This is a genomic window from Streptococcus sp. IsoGale021 (genome assembly GCF_031142795.1).
GTDB classification, from domain to species: Bacteria; Bacillota; Bacilli; order Lactobacillales; family Streptococcaceae; genus Streptococcus; species Streptococcus hominis.
On sequence record NZ_JAKZJH010000005.1, the window covers coordinates 83,859 to 99,553 of the forward strand.

A 15,695-nucleotide genomic window follows, 5' to 3' on the forward strand; every position below is an offset into this window, starting at 1 on the left:
TTCGAGAGAGCCTTTTCTTTTTGAATTTGGTAAAATATACATGGTGATATACTTCATTTTGATGAAAATAATAAGAAGAAAGGAAGGTTCGGATGAATATCAGATTAGCAAATAAAAACGATGCCACTGCTCTTGTAGCTATTTACGCGCCTTATGTGGAGAAAACAGCCATTACTTTTGAGTACGATATTCCGTCGGTGGAGGAATTTTCTGATCGGATTGAGAAGACCTTGGAAAGGTATCCTTATCTGGTGGCAGAAGAAGATGGAGCAATTCTAGGTTATGCTTATGCTTCGACTTATTATGGTCGAGAGGCATACAACTGGGCTGTTGAACTGTCGGTCTATGTAGCTGATGAGAATCGCGGTAGAGGGATTGGGAAGCAGCTTTATGACAAATTGGAAGAAATTCTTGAACAGCAAGGTTTTGTCCAGTTTCTAGCTTGTATTGCTCTTCCGAATGACGCCAGTATTTCTTTCCATAAAAAACGTGGTTATCAGCAAGTAGCGCATTTCCCAAAAATCGGCTATAAATTTGGCTGCTGGCATGATACAGTTTGGTTGCAGAAGAGTTTAGATAAACCAGCAAGACCAATCAAATTAATCAAAAATATAGGTATTAAAAATGAATGATGATATGAATGCAGAAGATATTTTTCAGAATTTAAAAGAAGTAGCTAACTCCGATGACGCTGTTCATATGAGAGCATATATGAAAAATCAATTTGAATTTTTAGGAGTTAAAACACCTGTTAGACGCCAAGTTTCTAAGATATTTTTTAAGAAAAATCACAAGTCTACGATAGATTGGAAATTTATCCATCAGGCTTGGGAGAACCCCTATCGTGAAATGCAATATGTGGTGCTGGATTATTTGCAATTGAAACAAAAAGCTTTGACACCAAGCGATTTGCCAAAGATAAAGAAATTAGCACAAACAAAGCCATGGTGGGACACGGTTGACTTTTTGTGCCGTTCAGTAGGCTTTATTTGCCTGCACTATCCTGAGACAAAGAAATTTGTGTTGGAGTGGAGCAGAGATGAAGATTTTTGGCTACGGCGCCTTGCTATCGAGCATCAATTGCTTCAAAAAGAAGAAACGGATGTCCAGCTCCTGGAGCAGATCCTAATCAACAATCTGGACCAGACTGAGTTTTTCATCAATAAGGCTATTGGCTGGGCGCTACGAGACTACTCCAAAACTAATCCCGACTGGGTGCGGGAGTTTATCGAAAAATACAAAGATAGACTGAGTAAACTCAGCATTAAAGAAGGAAGCAAGTATTTGTGAGATTGATAGATGAGGAAGTTTTTCCATCAGTAGTTAAAAACTGATGAAGAGGATTGATAAATGAAATATCGCAGGCAAGTATTGATGAACTAGCAAAAACCGAACCAATTCTCTTTGTGAGCATTACCCAAGAGGATTGGTTCGGTTTTTTGTCTTATTTAGTTTCTAGTTTGCTTTTCGATTTTCATTGAGTGTTAGATATTTTTTTGCTTTAAGTGATGTATATGATTGTATCTGGTATAATGAATGATAATAATCGTCAAAATAGTGGTGACTGTCCAGATAGCGTATTGGTGAATGAAGCGTGTGAGAAAACCAGTAAAAACAGCACCGCCGATGAAACTAGCGACAATCATAGAGTAATTAGCCGCTTGCCTTCTAATAATATGTCTACGGTCTTTAAAACGAATATACTCATACCAAGCAGTGACCATTCTCCGATAGTTTCCTGAAGTCATCATAATCATATAGGGATAAGACTCGATTTTTGAGCCTGTATAAGTTAGCATGACCATTCCGGTAGAGGTTGCAAGCAATATCACCCAGATAAAATAATGAGAATGAAAGAAAGGAAAGAGGAAAGTCGTGAGAGTCAATGGTAAGACCCCCCAAGTACGCCAATGTGAACTTTGCGCCCGTTCCTTAAGTAGAATACCGAAGACAAAGCCACAGGTAAAAAAGATAAGCGAAAGGATACGGTAAGCAGTCTTTACGGTTGGTCCATCCCAATCGGCTACGATTAAAAGAATATTCCCTGTTTGGGTTGCGATTAGCGTACTAAATTGCATATGCGAGAAAACATCAAGGCAGCCACCTACAGCACCAAGTAAGAGGGCCATTGTTCGCCTATCTTGAGGCATGGGGACAGGCTGTTTCATAGTATCCATAACTTCATCCTCCTAAAGACTATTTTACTCTTTTAAGGCACCAATTTCAAATATGGATAAGCTAAAAAATCTCTCATAAAAAATAGTTTGACTTTTAGGATTTTCTATAGTAGAATGCTAGATATGCGATGAGTCGATAAGTGGCGCAAGCCACATATTGAGCATGGGAGGTCATATACGCAGGAGCGGACCTTGATGAGTTGTGTGAACCTGCTCATCACACGAAAGTGCCCTCAATCCCTACTTTTTAGTGGGGATTTTTTTCTTATAAGTCTTTTCAATTCTTTAGAAAAGTAGTATAATACCAGCAATACACAAATTTTTTGAAAATTCAGAGAGGTATGTTATGGGATATACAGTTGCTGTGGTTGGTGCTACAGGTGCCGTTGGAGCTCAAATGATTAAAATGCTGGAAGAATCAAGTCTTCCAATTGAGAAAGTACGCTACTTGGCTTCAGCTCGTTCTGCTGGGAAAGTTTTGAAATTCAAAGACCAAGACATCACAATTGAAGAAACAACGGAAACTGCCTTTGAAGGTGTAGATATCGCTCTCTTTTCAGCAGGTGGCTCAACGTCTGCCAAGTATGCTCCTTACGCTGTTAAGGCAGGAGCTGTTGTCGTTGACAATACCTCTCATTTCCGTCAGAATCCTGATGTGCCTCTGGTGGTACCGGAAGTGAATTCTCATGCACTTGATGCTCATAACGGGATTATTGCTTGCCCTAACTGTTCCACCATCCAGATGATGGTGGCGCTGGAACCTGTTCGTCAGAAATGGGGCTTGGAGCGTATTATCGTATCGACCTATCAAGCTGTGTCCGGTGCTGGTATGGGAGCTATTCTTGAGACTCAACGCGAACTGCGTGAGGTCTTAAATGACGGAGTCAATCCGTGTGATGTCAAGGCTGAGATTTTGCCTTCCGGCGGTGACAAGAAACACTATCCGATTGCTTTTAATGCTCTTCCTCAAATCGATGTCTTTACGGACAATGACTACACCTACGAAGAGATGAAGATGACCAATGAAACCAAGAAGATCATGGAAGATGACACGATTGCGGTTTCTGCTACTTGTGTTCGTATCCCTGTTCTTTCAGCGCACTCAGAGTCTGTCTACATCGAGACAAAAGAAGTGGCACCCATCGCAGAGGTCAAAGCAGCTATTGCGAACTTCCCAGGAGCAGTATTAGAGGATGATGTTGCTCATCAAGTCTACCCTCAAGCTGTCAATGCTGTCGGAAAACGCGAGACATTCGTGGGACGAATTCGCAAGGATTTGGACGCTGAAAAAGGCATCCATATGTGGGTGGTTTCAGACAATCTGCTTAAAGGTGCTGCTTGGAATTCTGTTCAAATCGCTGAGACTTTGCATGAACGTGGCTTGGTCCATCCAACAGCAGAGGTCATTTTCAAATTGAAGTAAAATGTGAGATAATATTCGTATAGTTGTATTTTGCAGGCTAGGAGGACGATAGTTATGTCTATAGAAGATTTAAAAAAAGCAAGAATCATAACAGCACTTGTAACACCGTTTAAAGAGGACGGTAGCATTAACTTTGAGGCTCTTCCTAAGCTGATTGAACACCTTCTAGCGCATCATACAGAAGGATTGATTATCGCAGGAACGACAGGCGAAAGCCCAACTCTGACGCATGAAGAGGAGCTGGAATTATTTGCAGTAGTTCAAAAGATTGTAAAAGGGCGAGTTCCGCTGATAGCCGGAATTGGTACAAATGATACTCGAGATTCAGTTGAATTCGCGCGTGAAGTTGACAAATTTGGTGGTTTTGCTGCCGGACTTGCAGTGACTCCTTATTATAACAAACCGACTCAAGAAGGTCTATATCAGCATTATAAAGCGATTGCGGAAGCTTCAAATCTGCCAGTCATCGTTTATAATGTTCCTAGCCGAACGGTTGCTGGTTTGACAGTAGAAACTTCCTTGCGCTTGGCGCAGTTGCCAAATATTATTGCTATCAAAGACTGTACGGGTATAGATACTCTTACTCATTTGGTTGAAAACGCGCCACAGGACTTTCTAATTTATACTGGGGAAGACGGACAAGCTTTTCATGCAAAGGCAATTGGAGCACAGGGTGTTATATCTGTTGCGGCTCATACCAATGGTGATGATTTTTATGAAATGTTTTCAGCCTTAGATGAGGGCAATCTGAAAAAAGCTGCTCAGATTCAACGTCAGCTGTTACCAAAAATAGAAGCTCTCTTTTCTGTGACAAGCCCAGCACCACTTAAAGCTGTGCTAAATTCTCAAGGATTTGAAGTCGGACCACTCCGCCTCCCGCTTGTTGCCTGTACAGAGAAAGAAAAAGCCTCTATTCTTCCATTTTTTGAAGATTGAAATAAGCATTTTAGATTTCTAAAAAGTCGTAAAGATATTATCAAAATTTATTGTGAAGTAGTTAATTTTTTCATTACGGAGGACTTTGGCATCTAATGCCTTTGATGAGGATGATTGCTGTTATTTGTATTCCTGTAAAGGCTTATTTACCAGTGATTCTGTTGAGATTTCAGTTGGATGTCTCCATTAATTATGTTTTTCATCACCAGATATTACGAGAAAATATTAAATAAAGGGCTTGACCTGTTTGTTAGGGTCTGGTATATCATTTAATTGAGGAGGTGGTGCATCATGTTGAGAAATGAAATTCAAAATAAAACTGGTTTGACCAGAAAAGCAATTGAGTACTACGAGGAAAAAGGATTGATTAAGCCTTTGAAATCAGAAAATGGTTATCGAGATTATAGCGAATAAGACATGAAAATCTTGAGTAAGATATCTTTATTTAGAAAAGTTGGGCTTAGTATATCTGAGATAAAAGAATGTTTATCTTCAAACGGAAATTCATTATCTTCCATACTTAGAAGAAAACAACATCAGCTGGATATTGAACAAAAGAGGAAAGAGATTATTAAGCCAATCGTTAAGAAAGAAAGCTAGACTCTTATTGATGATAAGATAGCTTTGATTGAAGCAGAAGAAAGTATTTATGAGAGATTAGAAAAAAACATTTCCAGGATATTTTGGGCAATTAATTTTTTCTGCATGCCAGTCATTTTTGAATGAACATTTAAGAGAGGATGGAAAAGAAGCTTATAAAAAATTTGTTAACTATCTAGATAGCCTTCCTTCTTTTAACCTTAGTAAAGAATAACAAGATTATATTGAAGAAGTAAGCTCTGCTTTTGATATGAAAGTATTAAAAGAAGTTAATGCGTCAAAAATTGAAGCAATAGAAAATGCCGAAAAGTGGCTAACAGAAAATAAGAATATTATAGCTCAATATCAAGATTATAAAAATAGCGACAATTATAAAAATAGTCCTATGAAAACAATTCAAGATAAATTACAAACGTTTATGTTAGACAATAAATATTATGAAATAGCAATTCCACTAATAAGGAAATTTAGTAAGAGTTATAATCAGTATTACAAAAAAACGCTTATTACAAACGAGCAATATTTGAAGGCTAGAGATTTATAAGAGTATAAGGCATCTACTCCGAGTGAGCTGGTGCTTTTTTCAAAAATTTAATGTATCTGCTTACCCCAAAGGATAGACTTTCACTTTATTATAAAAAGATTATCAAAAACTCTTGCAATCTTTTTTTTCTTATGTTACAATAATTATTGGTTTGAAAAAACTGCCTAAGACAGTAGGGGAGCTCGACTCATAAAGATCCTACCGAGGACAAAACGGATCATGTAAAAGAAACGTATTGTACTTTCGTGTCTAGGTTTGGGCGCGTTTTTCTTTTGGAAAAATTCCCCAAGCAAAATAATTACGGAGGTGAAACACTAAATGAGTGAAGCAAGTATTGCTAAAAAAGCGGAACTAGTTGATGTAGTTGCTGAAAAAATGAAAGCAGCTGCAAGTATCGTTGTTGTGGATGCTCGTGGTCTTACAGTTGAACAAGACACAGTTCTTCGTCGTAATCTTCGTGGAAGCGAAGTTGAGTATAAAGTCATTAAAAACTCAATCTTACGTCGTGCAGCTGAAAAAGCTGGACTTGAAGGTCTTGCTGATGCGTTTGTTGGACCATCTGCTGTTGCATTTTCAAATGAAGATGTTGTAGCACCAGCAAAAATCATCAATGATTTTACTAAAGAAGCTGATGCACTTGAAATTAAAGGTGGAGCTATTGAAGGTGCGGTTGCATCTAAAGAAGAAATTGTTGCTCTTGCAACTCTTCCAAACCGCGAAGGACTTCTATCTATGCTACTATCTGTACTTCAAGCGCCAGTTCGCAACGTTGCTCTTGCAGTCAAAGCGGTTGCAGACAACAAAGAAGAAGCGGCTTAATGTTAAGTTGCGCGTAGCCTATGCTACAAACTAATTTTAAACTAATGAAATATATTTGGAGGAAATAACAATGGCATTGAACATTGAAAATATTATTGCTGAAATTAAAGAAGCTTCAATCCTTGAATTGAACGACCTTGTAAAAGCTATCGAAGAAGAATTTGGTGTAACTGCAGCTGCTCCTGTAGCTGTAGCTGCTGCTGGTGCTGGTGAAGCTGCCGCTGCAAAAGATTCATTTGACGTTGAGTTGACTGCAGCAGGCGACAAGAAAGTCGGCGTTATCAAAGCTGTTCGTGAAATCACAGGTCTTGGTCTTAAAGAAGCTAAAGAACTTGTTGACGGAGCACCAACTGTTGTTAAAGAAGGTGTTGCAACTGCAGAAGCTGAAGAAATCAAAACTAAATTGGAAGAAGCTGGAGCTTCTGTTACTCTTAAATAATCGTTTAGTGATTACTTAGGACTGAAAGCCTAATATAAAAGCCTTTTCGTTGAGTTAAGGCGATTATAAATTGGGAAGTCTCATTTGACCCCCCACAAACACCCCCATAAATTGCTGTGGGGGTGTTTGTGTGTTCTGTTAGAGATTTATTGTTTTATCCCAAAATGATATAATTGTTTTAGATAAAAATTCTATTGATAGATGTATCTAGAATTTCAAAATATAATTTTAATAAATAATTTTATGGCAAAGGGGAGGACTCTCTTTAGTGTATTGTGTGAGCAATGCATTAAATAACTATTAGTTTTCTTTTGCTACTGAATGTGAGGTATATGATGTCAGTCAAGGAAATTAGTAATTACTCTGGGAAGACAGTGATGACAATTGAAAATCAACTAGTGTCTAAATTATTTAAATTAGGAAACTTATTTTTTCTTATTCTAGGTGTCCTATGGCTTTTTAGTTCTATCTACTTTATTCATTATTATTTAAAAATCGATTTCACTAATTTATCAAGTCGCCAAACTTTATTTTTAGTTTGCCTTATGGCTATTTTAGTATTCCTACTTTGGTTTAGAAAAGTTATTGTGAAAGTTTTTAAAGACTTATTTCATTTTTTTAATTGTAGAAAAAAATTGGTACTATTTGTTATTGTCGTTATTCAGTTTGTTGTGACAATTACAAGTATTCGTTTAGCAAGTGCTGATTCAACAATTATCTACAACATTGCTACCAATCAAGACTTTGCTTTATCAACAAATTATATTTCTATTAACCCTAACAATTATTTTTTATTGTTGTGGATGAAATTAATTTATCTGATGTTTGGAAATCAAACAATTTTAATGCTAGGTATTTGGAATATATTTTTTATTGATGCTAGTATTTGTTTAATCTATTTTACCAATAAGAAATGTTTAGATAAGTCGGTTTCAGATTTAAGTTATTTTCTTCTTGTTCTTATATTAGGGTTATCACCTCAATATATTTATACTTATTCTGACCCAATTGCACTATTTTTTCTTTCTCTAAGCTTATTTTTATTTGTAACGGCTGTCAAGAGAAATTACTCTGCTGTTCACATGTCATTAGCAGGGGTTGTTTTTGCAGTGGCGAACGGATTTCGACCGACACTATTGATTTTTGCTATTGCAGGTGTTATTGTGCTTTTTAAAGGTTTGGTTGATAAGAAATACCATTCAAATATTAAATTAATCCTTAGGAGCGTTTTGCTATTTTTAGTGAGTTTTTTATGCGTAACTCAACTCCAATCATTTTCACTTAGAACTCAGCACTTTGTCCAATTTGAAGAAGACAGAAGTAGAACTTTGTTGTATTATATTGATTTAGGTTTAACTCATGGTGGAAATGAGCATGCAGATCTTCCGAATGATGTTGTCTCGGCAATTGGTAATGAAAGAAATATCTCAGCTTTATCAGATATACATAGACGATTAAAGAACCACGATATAAGTAGTTTTACTAATCATCTCCTTTATAAGTATTATTGGATGACAAATGAGGGGATGTTTGGCTGGATACAAGAGAAAGTATTGAATGAAGATAGTCATTTAGATAATCAAGCACTTTTGAAATTTCAACAAAATACTTTCTCTAGATTTATTCGCAGTATTGTGTACACTCAAGGAACTAGATATGCTTATTATGCTGCGTCTATTCAAATTGTTTGGATTGTTATTTCCTTTAGCATTTGTATCTATCCGTTTTTTTATAGTGAAAAAGAATATAAACTTTGGATGCAGATAGCTATTTTTGGAGGATTGTTATACCTGCTAGTTTTTGAAGCTGGAAGGACAAGGTATTTGATTCAATTCTTACCAGCAGTCATTACAATTAGTGCTTGTGGATTGCAAAATAGTTTAAATTTTTTAAAGAGAAATTCATTATTAAATAAGTTTTGAATACTAATTTTTTAATTTATAGGGTGATATATGATTGATTTTGAAGAAGCGGAAATTTTATCTCAGATAGACTTTTAGGTGATTATGCTGATTATTTTAATGAGAGTAAGGAACATTTGATTTTTGAAAATCAGAAGGAATGTTGTGATATAACATAGTTGTAACAGTTCGACCTATAAGATATAATCTTAGGAAGAAACGGGGTATGTTACAAATGAGTCAATACTACGAACTGGAATTCAAGAAGATTGTCTGAATCAGTTACACTAAACTAGACAGTCTTATAAAGTGTTCTACACTAAAAAAACAGGAGAAAAGATATGTCTAGAAAAATCCGCCGTCATTTTACCGATGACTTTAAACAACAATCGTGGACCTCCACAATGTGGGAATGAAACGCAGTGAGCTGATCAAAGAATATGATTTAACACCCTTGACCTTTGATAAGTGGGTTCGACAGGCAAAAACGACTGGCTCATTTAAAACCGTTGATAATCTGATCAATGAAGAGCATGAGTTAATTGCCCTCAGGAAGCGCAATAAAGAGCTGGAAATGCAGGTAGAGATTAGCAGTGATGTTGGCGCGAAAAGACAAGTGATTACTGCTAACAAGGACAAATACAGTATTTCAGTCATGTGTCGTCTCTTGAATATTCCTCGTTCTAGCTATTACTACAAAGCTGTGGCCCCCATATCTGAAGCCGAACTTGAAGAAAGGGTTAAGCGTATTTTTCTTGATAGTAAGTCCAGATACGGTGCTAGAAAAATCAAGAAATATCTGGAAACGGAAGGTATGATACTGTCTCGCCATCGGATTCGTCGCATCATGAAGAGACTGAATCGAGTGTCAGTTTATCAGAAAGTCACCTTCAAACCTCACTCCAAAGGGAAGAATGAAGCAATAATTCCCAATCTCTTAGACAGACAGTTTAACCAATAAAAGCCATTAAGCCCTTGTGACAGACTTGACTTATGTCCGGGTTGGGAATCGTTGTGCTTATGTTTACATGATCATTGACCTCTTTAATCGTGAAATTATTGGCCTATCCCTTGGTTGGCACAAGACCGCTGACTTGGTCAAAGAAGTCATTCAAAGCATCCCTTACGCTCTTACCAAAGTCAGACTCTTCTATTCTGAACGTGGTAAGGAGTTTGATGATACACTGATTGATGGGATGTTAGAGGTATTTGGCCACCCGTTCACTTAGTCAAGATGGTTGTCATTATGACAATGCCGTAGCTGATAGTACCTATCGCTCTTTCAAAATGGAGTTTATCCAACAAGAAACCTTCCACTCTTTGGAAGAATTAACCCTGAAAACTAAGGATTATGTCCACTGGTGGAATCACCACCGTATCCATGGTAGTCTCGATTACCAAACACCCATGACTAGGAGAATCATCGCTTAACAAAAACACTTTATAAAATTTATACAGAAAAGTGTTGCCTTTTCAACTAGAAAAAGAGGGTGTAAATGCAGACACCCAGTCAGACACCCCACAACCAACTAACTAAACTGAAAATCGCTTTATATCAACGATTTCAAGGGATAACGCCTATGTTACTCTTAAATAATAGAGTACCGCAATTTGATTGCGGAAGCCTAATAAATCAAGGTTTTAAGGTTGCTTAAGGCGATTTAAAATTAGAGGAATGATGTCATTCCCCAATGACCCTACTAAGGATTTATCTTGGTGGGGTTTTTGTTTTCTTGAGAATTCCCTTTATTCATGATAAAATAAATAGGAGAATGCTAGTACTTGGAGAGAAAATGAACTATTATAATGTTGGAAAAATTGTAAATACGCAAGGTTTGCAAGGTGAAATGCGTGTACTATCGGTGACGGATTTTGCAGAGGAACGTTTTAAAAAGGGAAGTATGTTGGCCCTTTTTGATAAGAAAGATAATTTTGTCATGAATGTGGAAATTGCTAGTCATCGTAAGATGAAAAATTTTGATATTATCAAATTCAAAGGAATGTACCATATCAATGACATTGAGAAATATCGTGATTTTACTTTGAAAGTGGCTGAAGAAGATTTATCGGATTTAGATGAGGGCGAATTTTATTATCATGAAATTATTGGCTTAAATGTTTATGAACAGGATATTTTGATTGGAACAATTAAAGAAATTTTGCAGCCCGGTGCCAATGATGTCTGGGTGGTAAAGCGCAAAGGCAAGCGTGATTTACTGTTGCCTTATATTCCGCCTGTTGTATTGAATATTGATCTTGAAAATAGTCGAGTAGATGTGGAAATTCCGGAAGGACTGGATGATGAAGATTAACATTTTAACATTATTTCCGGAGATGTTTGCCCCGCTGGAGCATTCAATAGTTGGTAAGGCACGTGAAAAAGGATTGCTAGAGATTCACTATCATAACTTTCGGGAAAATGCAGAGAAATCACGACATGTTGATGATGAGCCTTATGGAGGCGGTCAAGGAATGTTGCTTAGAGCGCAACCGATTTTTGATGCTTATGATGCGATTGAAAAAAGGCAACCACGGGTTATTTTGTTAGATCCCGCTGGTCGTACTTTTGATCAAGCCTATGCGGAAGAGCTTTCCCAAGAAGAAGAATTGATTTTTATTTGTGGGCATTATGAAGGCTACGATGAGCGGATTAAAAGGTTGGTGACGGACGAAGTTTCGCTTGGAGACTATGTCTTAACAGGTGGAGAATTGGCTGCTATGACGATAATCGATGCGACAGTACGGCTGATTCCTGAAGTTCTTGGTAAGGAAGCCAGTCATACTGATGATAGTTTTTCATCAGGGCTTTTAGAATATCCTCAATATACTCGCCCGTATGATTTTCGTGGAATGGTTGTGCCAGATATTTTGATGAGTGGTCATCATGAAAATATCCGAAAATGGCGTCTGTATGAGAGTTTGAAAAAGACTTATGAACGTCGTCCAGATTTGCTAGAAAAATATGAGTTCACAGTAGAAGAAGCTGAAATGTTGGAAGAGATTCGTAAAGAAAAGAATAATTGATGTATAAGACTAAAAGTTTTCTAATGTGGTTTAGGAAGCTTTTTTATTATTGTTAAAAAAACAGATAAAAAATTCTTGACAGCTAATTTCTATCATGGTATCATATTAACCAGTTAATGAACTGGTTAAATACTAGTTAAGGAGTGATATATGAAATTAAGGAAATATTTATTTTCTATTTTTGTGGCAGGACTGGTTTTGATTTTGACGGCGTGCGGTGCAGGTAGCAAAAAGCAGAGCAAGGGAATGAAAATTGTAACAAGTTTTTATCCGATTTATGCTATGGTCAAAGAAGTATCAGGCGATTTGAATGATGTTCGGATGATTCAGTCAAGCACGGGAATTCATTCTTTTGAGCCATCGGCGAATGATGTAGCTGCTATCTATGATGCGGATGTCTTTGTTTACCATTCTCATACACTAGAGTCATGGGCAGGAAAATTGGATCCAAATCTAAAAAAATCCAAAGTGAAGGTGCTTGAAGCTTCAGAAGGGATGAAGCTGGAGCGCGTACCGGGATTAGAAGATGTAGCTACTGGTGAGGGAGTGGATGAAAAGACTCTATACGATCCGCATACATGGTTAGACCCAGAAAAAGTAGCAGAAGAAGCGCAAATCATCGCTGATAAACTTTCGAAGATTGATAGTAAAAATAAAGAAACCTATCAAAAAAATGCGAAAGAGCTGGCAGCTAAGGCAAAAGAGTTGACTAAAAAATATCAGCCGATTTTCAAAGCAGCGAAACAAAAAACATTTGTGACGCAGCATACGGCCTTTTCTTACTTGGCAAAGCGATTTGGATTGACCCAATTGGGGATTGCTGGGATTTCACCAGAACAAGAACCAAGTCCGCGCCAATTGACGGAAATTGAAGAATTTGTCAAAACTTATAAAGTTAAAATCATTTTTGTGGAAAGTAATGCTTCATCAAAAGTTGCGAAAACTTTGGTCAAATCTACAGGCGTTAAACTAAAACAATTAAATCCTTTGGAAGCTGATCCGCAAAATAATCATACTTATCTTGAAAATCTAGAAGCCAATCTAGCGACATTGGCAAAAGAATTGAAAAAATGAGGAGAATCATGAAGAAAAAATATCTTATCGGTTCTGTTGCAGTTGTTGTCCTAAGTTTATGTAGCTATGAGCTGGGGCGTCATCAGACAGTATCTAGCAAGGAAAATAACCGTGTTGCTTATGTAAATGGAAAATCTAAAGCAAACAAGGGCAAGCAAGCAGAGAATTTGTCGCCTGATGAAGTGAGTGCGAAAGAAGGGATCAATGCAGAGCAGATTGTTGTCAAAATTACAGACCAAGGTTACGTAACTTCTCACGGTGATCATTATCATTATTATAATGGGAAAGTCCCTTATGATGCGATTATCAGTGAAGAGCTGATTATGCGGGATCCAAACTATACCTTGCAGCAGTCTGATATTATCAACGAAGTGAAAGATGGCTACATTATCAAGGTAAATGGGAAATATTATCTTTACTTGAAAGATCCAAATCATACCAGTAATGTTCGGACAAAAGAAGAAATTGCTCGCCAAAGGGCAGAATACAGTGGCAAAGGCCATAAGGGAGCGAAAGGTGGTGCTGTAACAACCGCTGTCAAAGAAGCTCGTGCGCAAGGTCGTTATACGACGGATGACGGCTATGTTTTCAATCCAACTGATGTCATTGAGGATACAGGTGACGCCTTTATCGTTCCGCATGGCAATCATTTCCACTACGTTCCAAAGAGCGATTTGTCTCCTAGCGAGTTAGCAGCAGCTCAAAACTATTGGGACAATAAAACAGGCAAAAGTCGTCCACAATATCCGTCCAATTCAGGTCAAATTCCTCAGTCAAACGGAGGAATGAACCATCCGTTGTTGGACTATCGTCCTGCTAATCCGGGAACGCCTAATCATACAGGAAATCAGCAAACTCAGCCTTCTCAACCAGCTCCAAAACAAACTGAACCGAAGCGTGGAAATAAAGCTGAAATCATTAAATTGCTGCGGCAATTGTATGCGACTCCTTTGAGTCAACGGCATGTAGAATCAGACGGTTTGATATTTGACCCAGCACAGATTACAAAGCGGACTTCTAACGGAGTGGCTGTTCCGCACGGCAATCATTATCATTTTATCTATTACAATGAAATGTCTGATTTGGAACGAAAGATTGCGCAGATGATAACGCCGGGTGAGGATTATTCGGAAGCTAAGCAATCGGATCAAGCGCAACAAGATCATCAAGCAACACCAGATAAAAATCAGCAAGATACTGGCAAAACTTCTGATAAAAACGAGAAGAAAGAAGAACCTGCTGAAACAGAAGTTAGTGATGAGCAGATTAAAACCTTTATTAGTAAGGCAGAAGCTTTGTTAGAGAAAGTTTCAGATGTGCGTCAAAAAGCAAACTTTGAAGAGCAAATAAATGGTCTTCAGTCAAATCTGTTATTAGGTATAGAAGAGAAAGAGAGCCTGCTTGCGAAAGCAAAAGCTTTGTTAGCCGAAATGGTGAAAGCAACTGGTTCAGATAATGATTCTGCTAGTCAAAACACAGAATTTGCAAAGAAAGCGAAAGTTCTGTTGATGTCTATCCGAAAAGCACTGGAAGAAAAAGGAAATGCAAGTGACAAACTGGCTCAAGTGAATGATTTGCTCCAAAAGGTGGCAGACAAGAATGCGGATAAATTAGCTTTGCTAGACCAAGTCTTGAAACTCTCCGCCGAGGTGCACCCTGACCGCGCAGGCAAAGCAAATTCTCAAATTGCTTATACGGCTGATGAAGTTGCGCTAGCTAAAGCTGCAGGTCGTTATGCAACATCGGACGGTTATATCTTTGATCCACATGATGTGATTAAAGATGAAGGAGATGGCTATACTGCTCCACACATGACACACAGCCACTATATTCCTAAGAATGATTTGTCAGAATCTGAGCGTAAAGCGACGGAAGAGTATCTGAAAACCAAAGCGCCGAGTGAAAAGAAAGAAGACAAGCCTAAAACTGATCCAAAGCAACCTCAAAAAGAAAGTGCGCAATCAATCTATGAACGCGTGACACCAGCTAAAAAAGTGCCGGTTGAGGCAATGCCATATCATACAGCTTATGTTGTGGATTACAAGAATGGGCAATTGATTATTCCGCACCATGATCACTATCACAATATCTCTCTTTCTTGGTTTGATCAAGGACTTTACAAAGCACCTGACGGCTACAGCATGGAAGATTTCCTTGCTACGGTGAAATATTATGTGCAAAATCCAAACGATCGTCCTCACTCTGATGATGGTTTTGGTAATTCTAGTCAGCATGGTAAGAAAAATCAATCGGATAACGGAAAGAACTATGCACCAAATGAAGAGCCAGAGGATAAGAAAGACGACTCTGCAAGTAAAGAGGTAGATGATGAAAAGGAAAATTCAGAAGGGACTGAAAAACCAACAGTTAATGCTGAAGAAGAAGCTGAAAAGGCACGCGCAGCAAGCTATGGATTGTCTCTGCAAGATTTCCGAAAAAAACTGATTAACATTGCTTTTAAATATGGTTTGAGCTTAGAAAACTTTACCTATCATCCTGAAAACAAGACAGTCAGCTATACTGATTCGACAGGAACTGTCAAGTCTATCAATGTACTCACAGGAGAATTGGTTTCTTAATAATGCACCCCTCAAGAGTTGGAAATTGACTTTCCAGCTCTTTTGTTATTCTATGTTTATAGAGGGAGATTTTATCTTGTCCGCCTGGCGGACAAGATAAATTAAAAGAGATTCACACCGTCCGCCGGGCGGATAAGACAAACCAAAATGATTTCACTTCGTCCGCCGGGCGGATAAGA

At 37.8% G+C, this 15,695-nt stretch carries 14 protein-coding genes, 1 pseudogene and 1 other annotated feature; of the genes and pseudogenes, 14 read left to right on the forward strand and 1 reads right to left on the reverse strand.

The genetic code is table 11. The annotated features are described in order from the left end of the window. The first annotated feature begins 92 nt into the window (after positions 1 to 92). Together RG565_RS05315 and RG565_RS05320 are read left to right on the forward strand one after the other, a co-directional pair. Positions 93 to 632, forward strand: a complete 540-nt coding sequence (locus tag RG565_RS05315) for a GNAT family N-acetyltransferase (RefSeq protein WP_247937161.1) — start codon at positions 93 to 95, stop codon at positions 630 to 632. 4 nt (positions 633 to 636) lie between these two features. Then, complete coding sequence (locus RG565_RS05320; protein WP_247937180.1) at positions 637 to 1,290, forward strand: DNA alkylation repair protein; 654 nt, start codon at positions 637 to 639, stop codon at positions 1,288 to 1,290. Positions 1,291 to 1,484: 194 nt separating this feature from the next. Here the strand turns inward: RG565_RS05320 and RG565_RS05325 are convergent, their stop codons facing one another. After that, on the reverse strand, positions 1,485 to 2,177 hold the full coding sequence (locus tag RG565_RS05325) for a YoaK family protein (RefSeq protein ID WP_247937162.1): 693 nt from the start codon (positions 2,175 to 2,177) through the stop codon (positions 1,485 to 1,487). A gap of 346 nt (positions 2,178 to 2,523) precedes the next feature. Here RG565_RS05325 and RG565_RS05330 point away from each other — a divergent pair, with 346 nt between their 5' ends. The 12 genes and pseudogenes from RG565_RS05330 to RG565_RS05385 all read left to right on the forward strand — a co-directional run bounded on the left by RG565_RS05330 (position 2,524) and on the right by RG565_RS05385 (position 15,516). Continuing rightward, complete coding sequence (locus RG565_RS05330; protein ID WP_247937163.1) at positions 2,524 to 3,600, forward strand: aspartate-semialdehyde dehydrogenase; 1,077 nt, start codon at positions 2,524 to 2,526, stop codon at positions 3,598 to 3,600. 54 nt (positions 3,601 to 3,654) lie between these two features. Next, positions 3,655 to 4,536: a 4-hydroxy-tetrahydrodipicolinate synthase gene (gene dapA, locus RG565_RS05335; protein WP_195322970.1), complete on the forward strand. Its 882-nt coding sequence runs from the start codon at positions 3,655 to 3,657 to the stop codon at positions 4,534 to 4,536. A gap of 291 nt (positions 4,537 to 4,827) precedes the next feature. Then, positions 4,828 to 4,950 (forward strand): MerR family DNA-binding transcriptional regulator, encoded by a 123-nt coding sequence (locus RG565_RS05340; RefSeq protein ID WP_003042987.1) that lies wholly within the window; start codon positions 4,828 to 4,830, stop codon positions 4,948 to 4,950. A 436-nt stretch (positions 4,951 to 5,386) separates the two neighbouring features. Continuing rightward, positions 5,387 to 5,680: a hypothetical protein gene (locus tag RG565_RS05345; RefSeq protein WP_247937164.1), complete on the forward strand. Its 294-nt coding sequence runs from the start codon at positions 5,387 to 5,389 to the stop codon at positions 5,678 to 5,680. Positions 5,681 to 5,825: 145 nt separating this feature from the next. Continuing rightward, positions 5,826 to 5,960 (forward strand) — a sequence feature (ribosomal protein L10 leader region). A gap of 38 nt (positions 5,961 to 5,998) precedes the next feature. Beyond that, positions 5,999 to 6,499: a 50S ribosomal protein L10 gene (gene rplJ, locus RG565_RS05350; protein ID WP_003029380.1), complete on the forward strand. Its 501-nt coding sequence runs from the start codon at positions 5,999 to 6,001 to the stop codon at positions 6,497 to 6,499. Between the two features lie 70 nt (positions 6,500 to 6,569). Next, positions 6,570 to 6,938 carry a 50S ribosomal protein L7/L12 gene (gene rplL / locus RG565_RS05355; RefSeq protein WP_003024225.1) on the forward strand — a complete coding sequence of 123 codons (369 nt, stop codon included), beginning with the start codon at positions 6,570 to 6,572 and terminating at the stop codon, positions 6,936 to 6,938. A gap of 377 nt (positions 6,939 to 7,315) precedes the next feature. After that, the gene (locus RG565_RS05360; protein ID WP_247937165.1) at positions 7,316 to 8,860 is read left to right on the forward strand and encodes a hypothetical protein; all 1,545 of its coding nucleotides are present in this window, start codon (positions 7,316 to 7,318) and stop codon (positions 8,858 to 8,860) included. Between the two features lie 320 nt (positions 8,861 to 9,180). After that, positions 9,181 to 10,270 (forward strand): annotated as a pseudogene (locus RG565_RS05365) (IS3 family transposase). Between the two features lie 362 nt (positions 10,271 to 10,632). Beyond that, positions 10,633 to 11,151 carry a ribosome maturation factor RimM gene (gene rimM, locus RG565_RS05370; protein WP_009568768.1) on the forward strand — a complete coding sequence of 173 codons (519 nt, stop codon included), beginning with the start codon at positions 10,633 to 10,635 and terminating at the stop codon, positions 11,149 to 11,151. After that, positions 11,141 to 11,863 (forward strand): tRNA (guanosine(37)-N1)-methyltransferase TrmD, encoded by a 723-nt coding sequence (gene trmD, locus RG565_RS05375; RefSeq protein ID WP_247937181.1) that lies wholly within the window; start codon positions 11,141 to 11,143, stop codon positions 11,861 to 11,863. The genes rimM and trmD overlap by 11 nt, the downstream gene beginning before the upstream one ends. Positions 11,864 to 12,013: 150 nt before the next feature. Beyond that, entirely contained in the window at positions 12,014 to 12,937 is a 924-nt protein-coding gene (locus RG565_RS05380) for a metal ABC transporter solute-binding protein, Zn/Mn family (RefSeq protein WP_247937166.1), read from the forward strand. 8 nt (positions 12,938 to 12,945) lie between these two features. Next, positions 12,946 to 15,516, forward strand: coding sequence for a pneumococcal-type histidine triad protein (locus RG565_RS05385; protein ID WP_247937167.1), 2,571 nt, complete (start codon positions 12,946 to 12,948; stop codon positions 15,514 to 15,516). Positions 15,517 to 15,695: the final 179 nt, after the last annotated feature.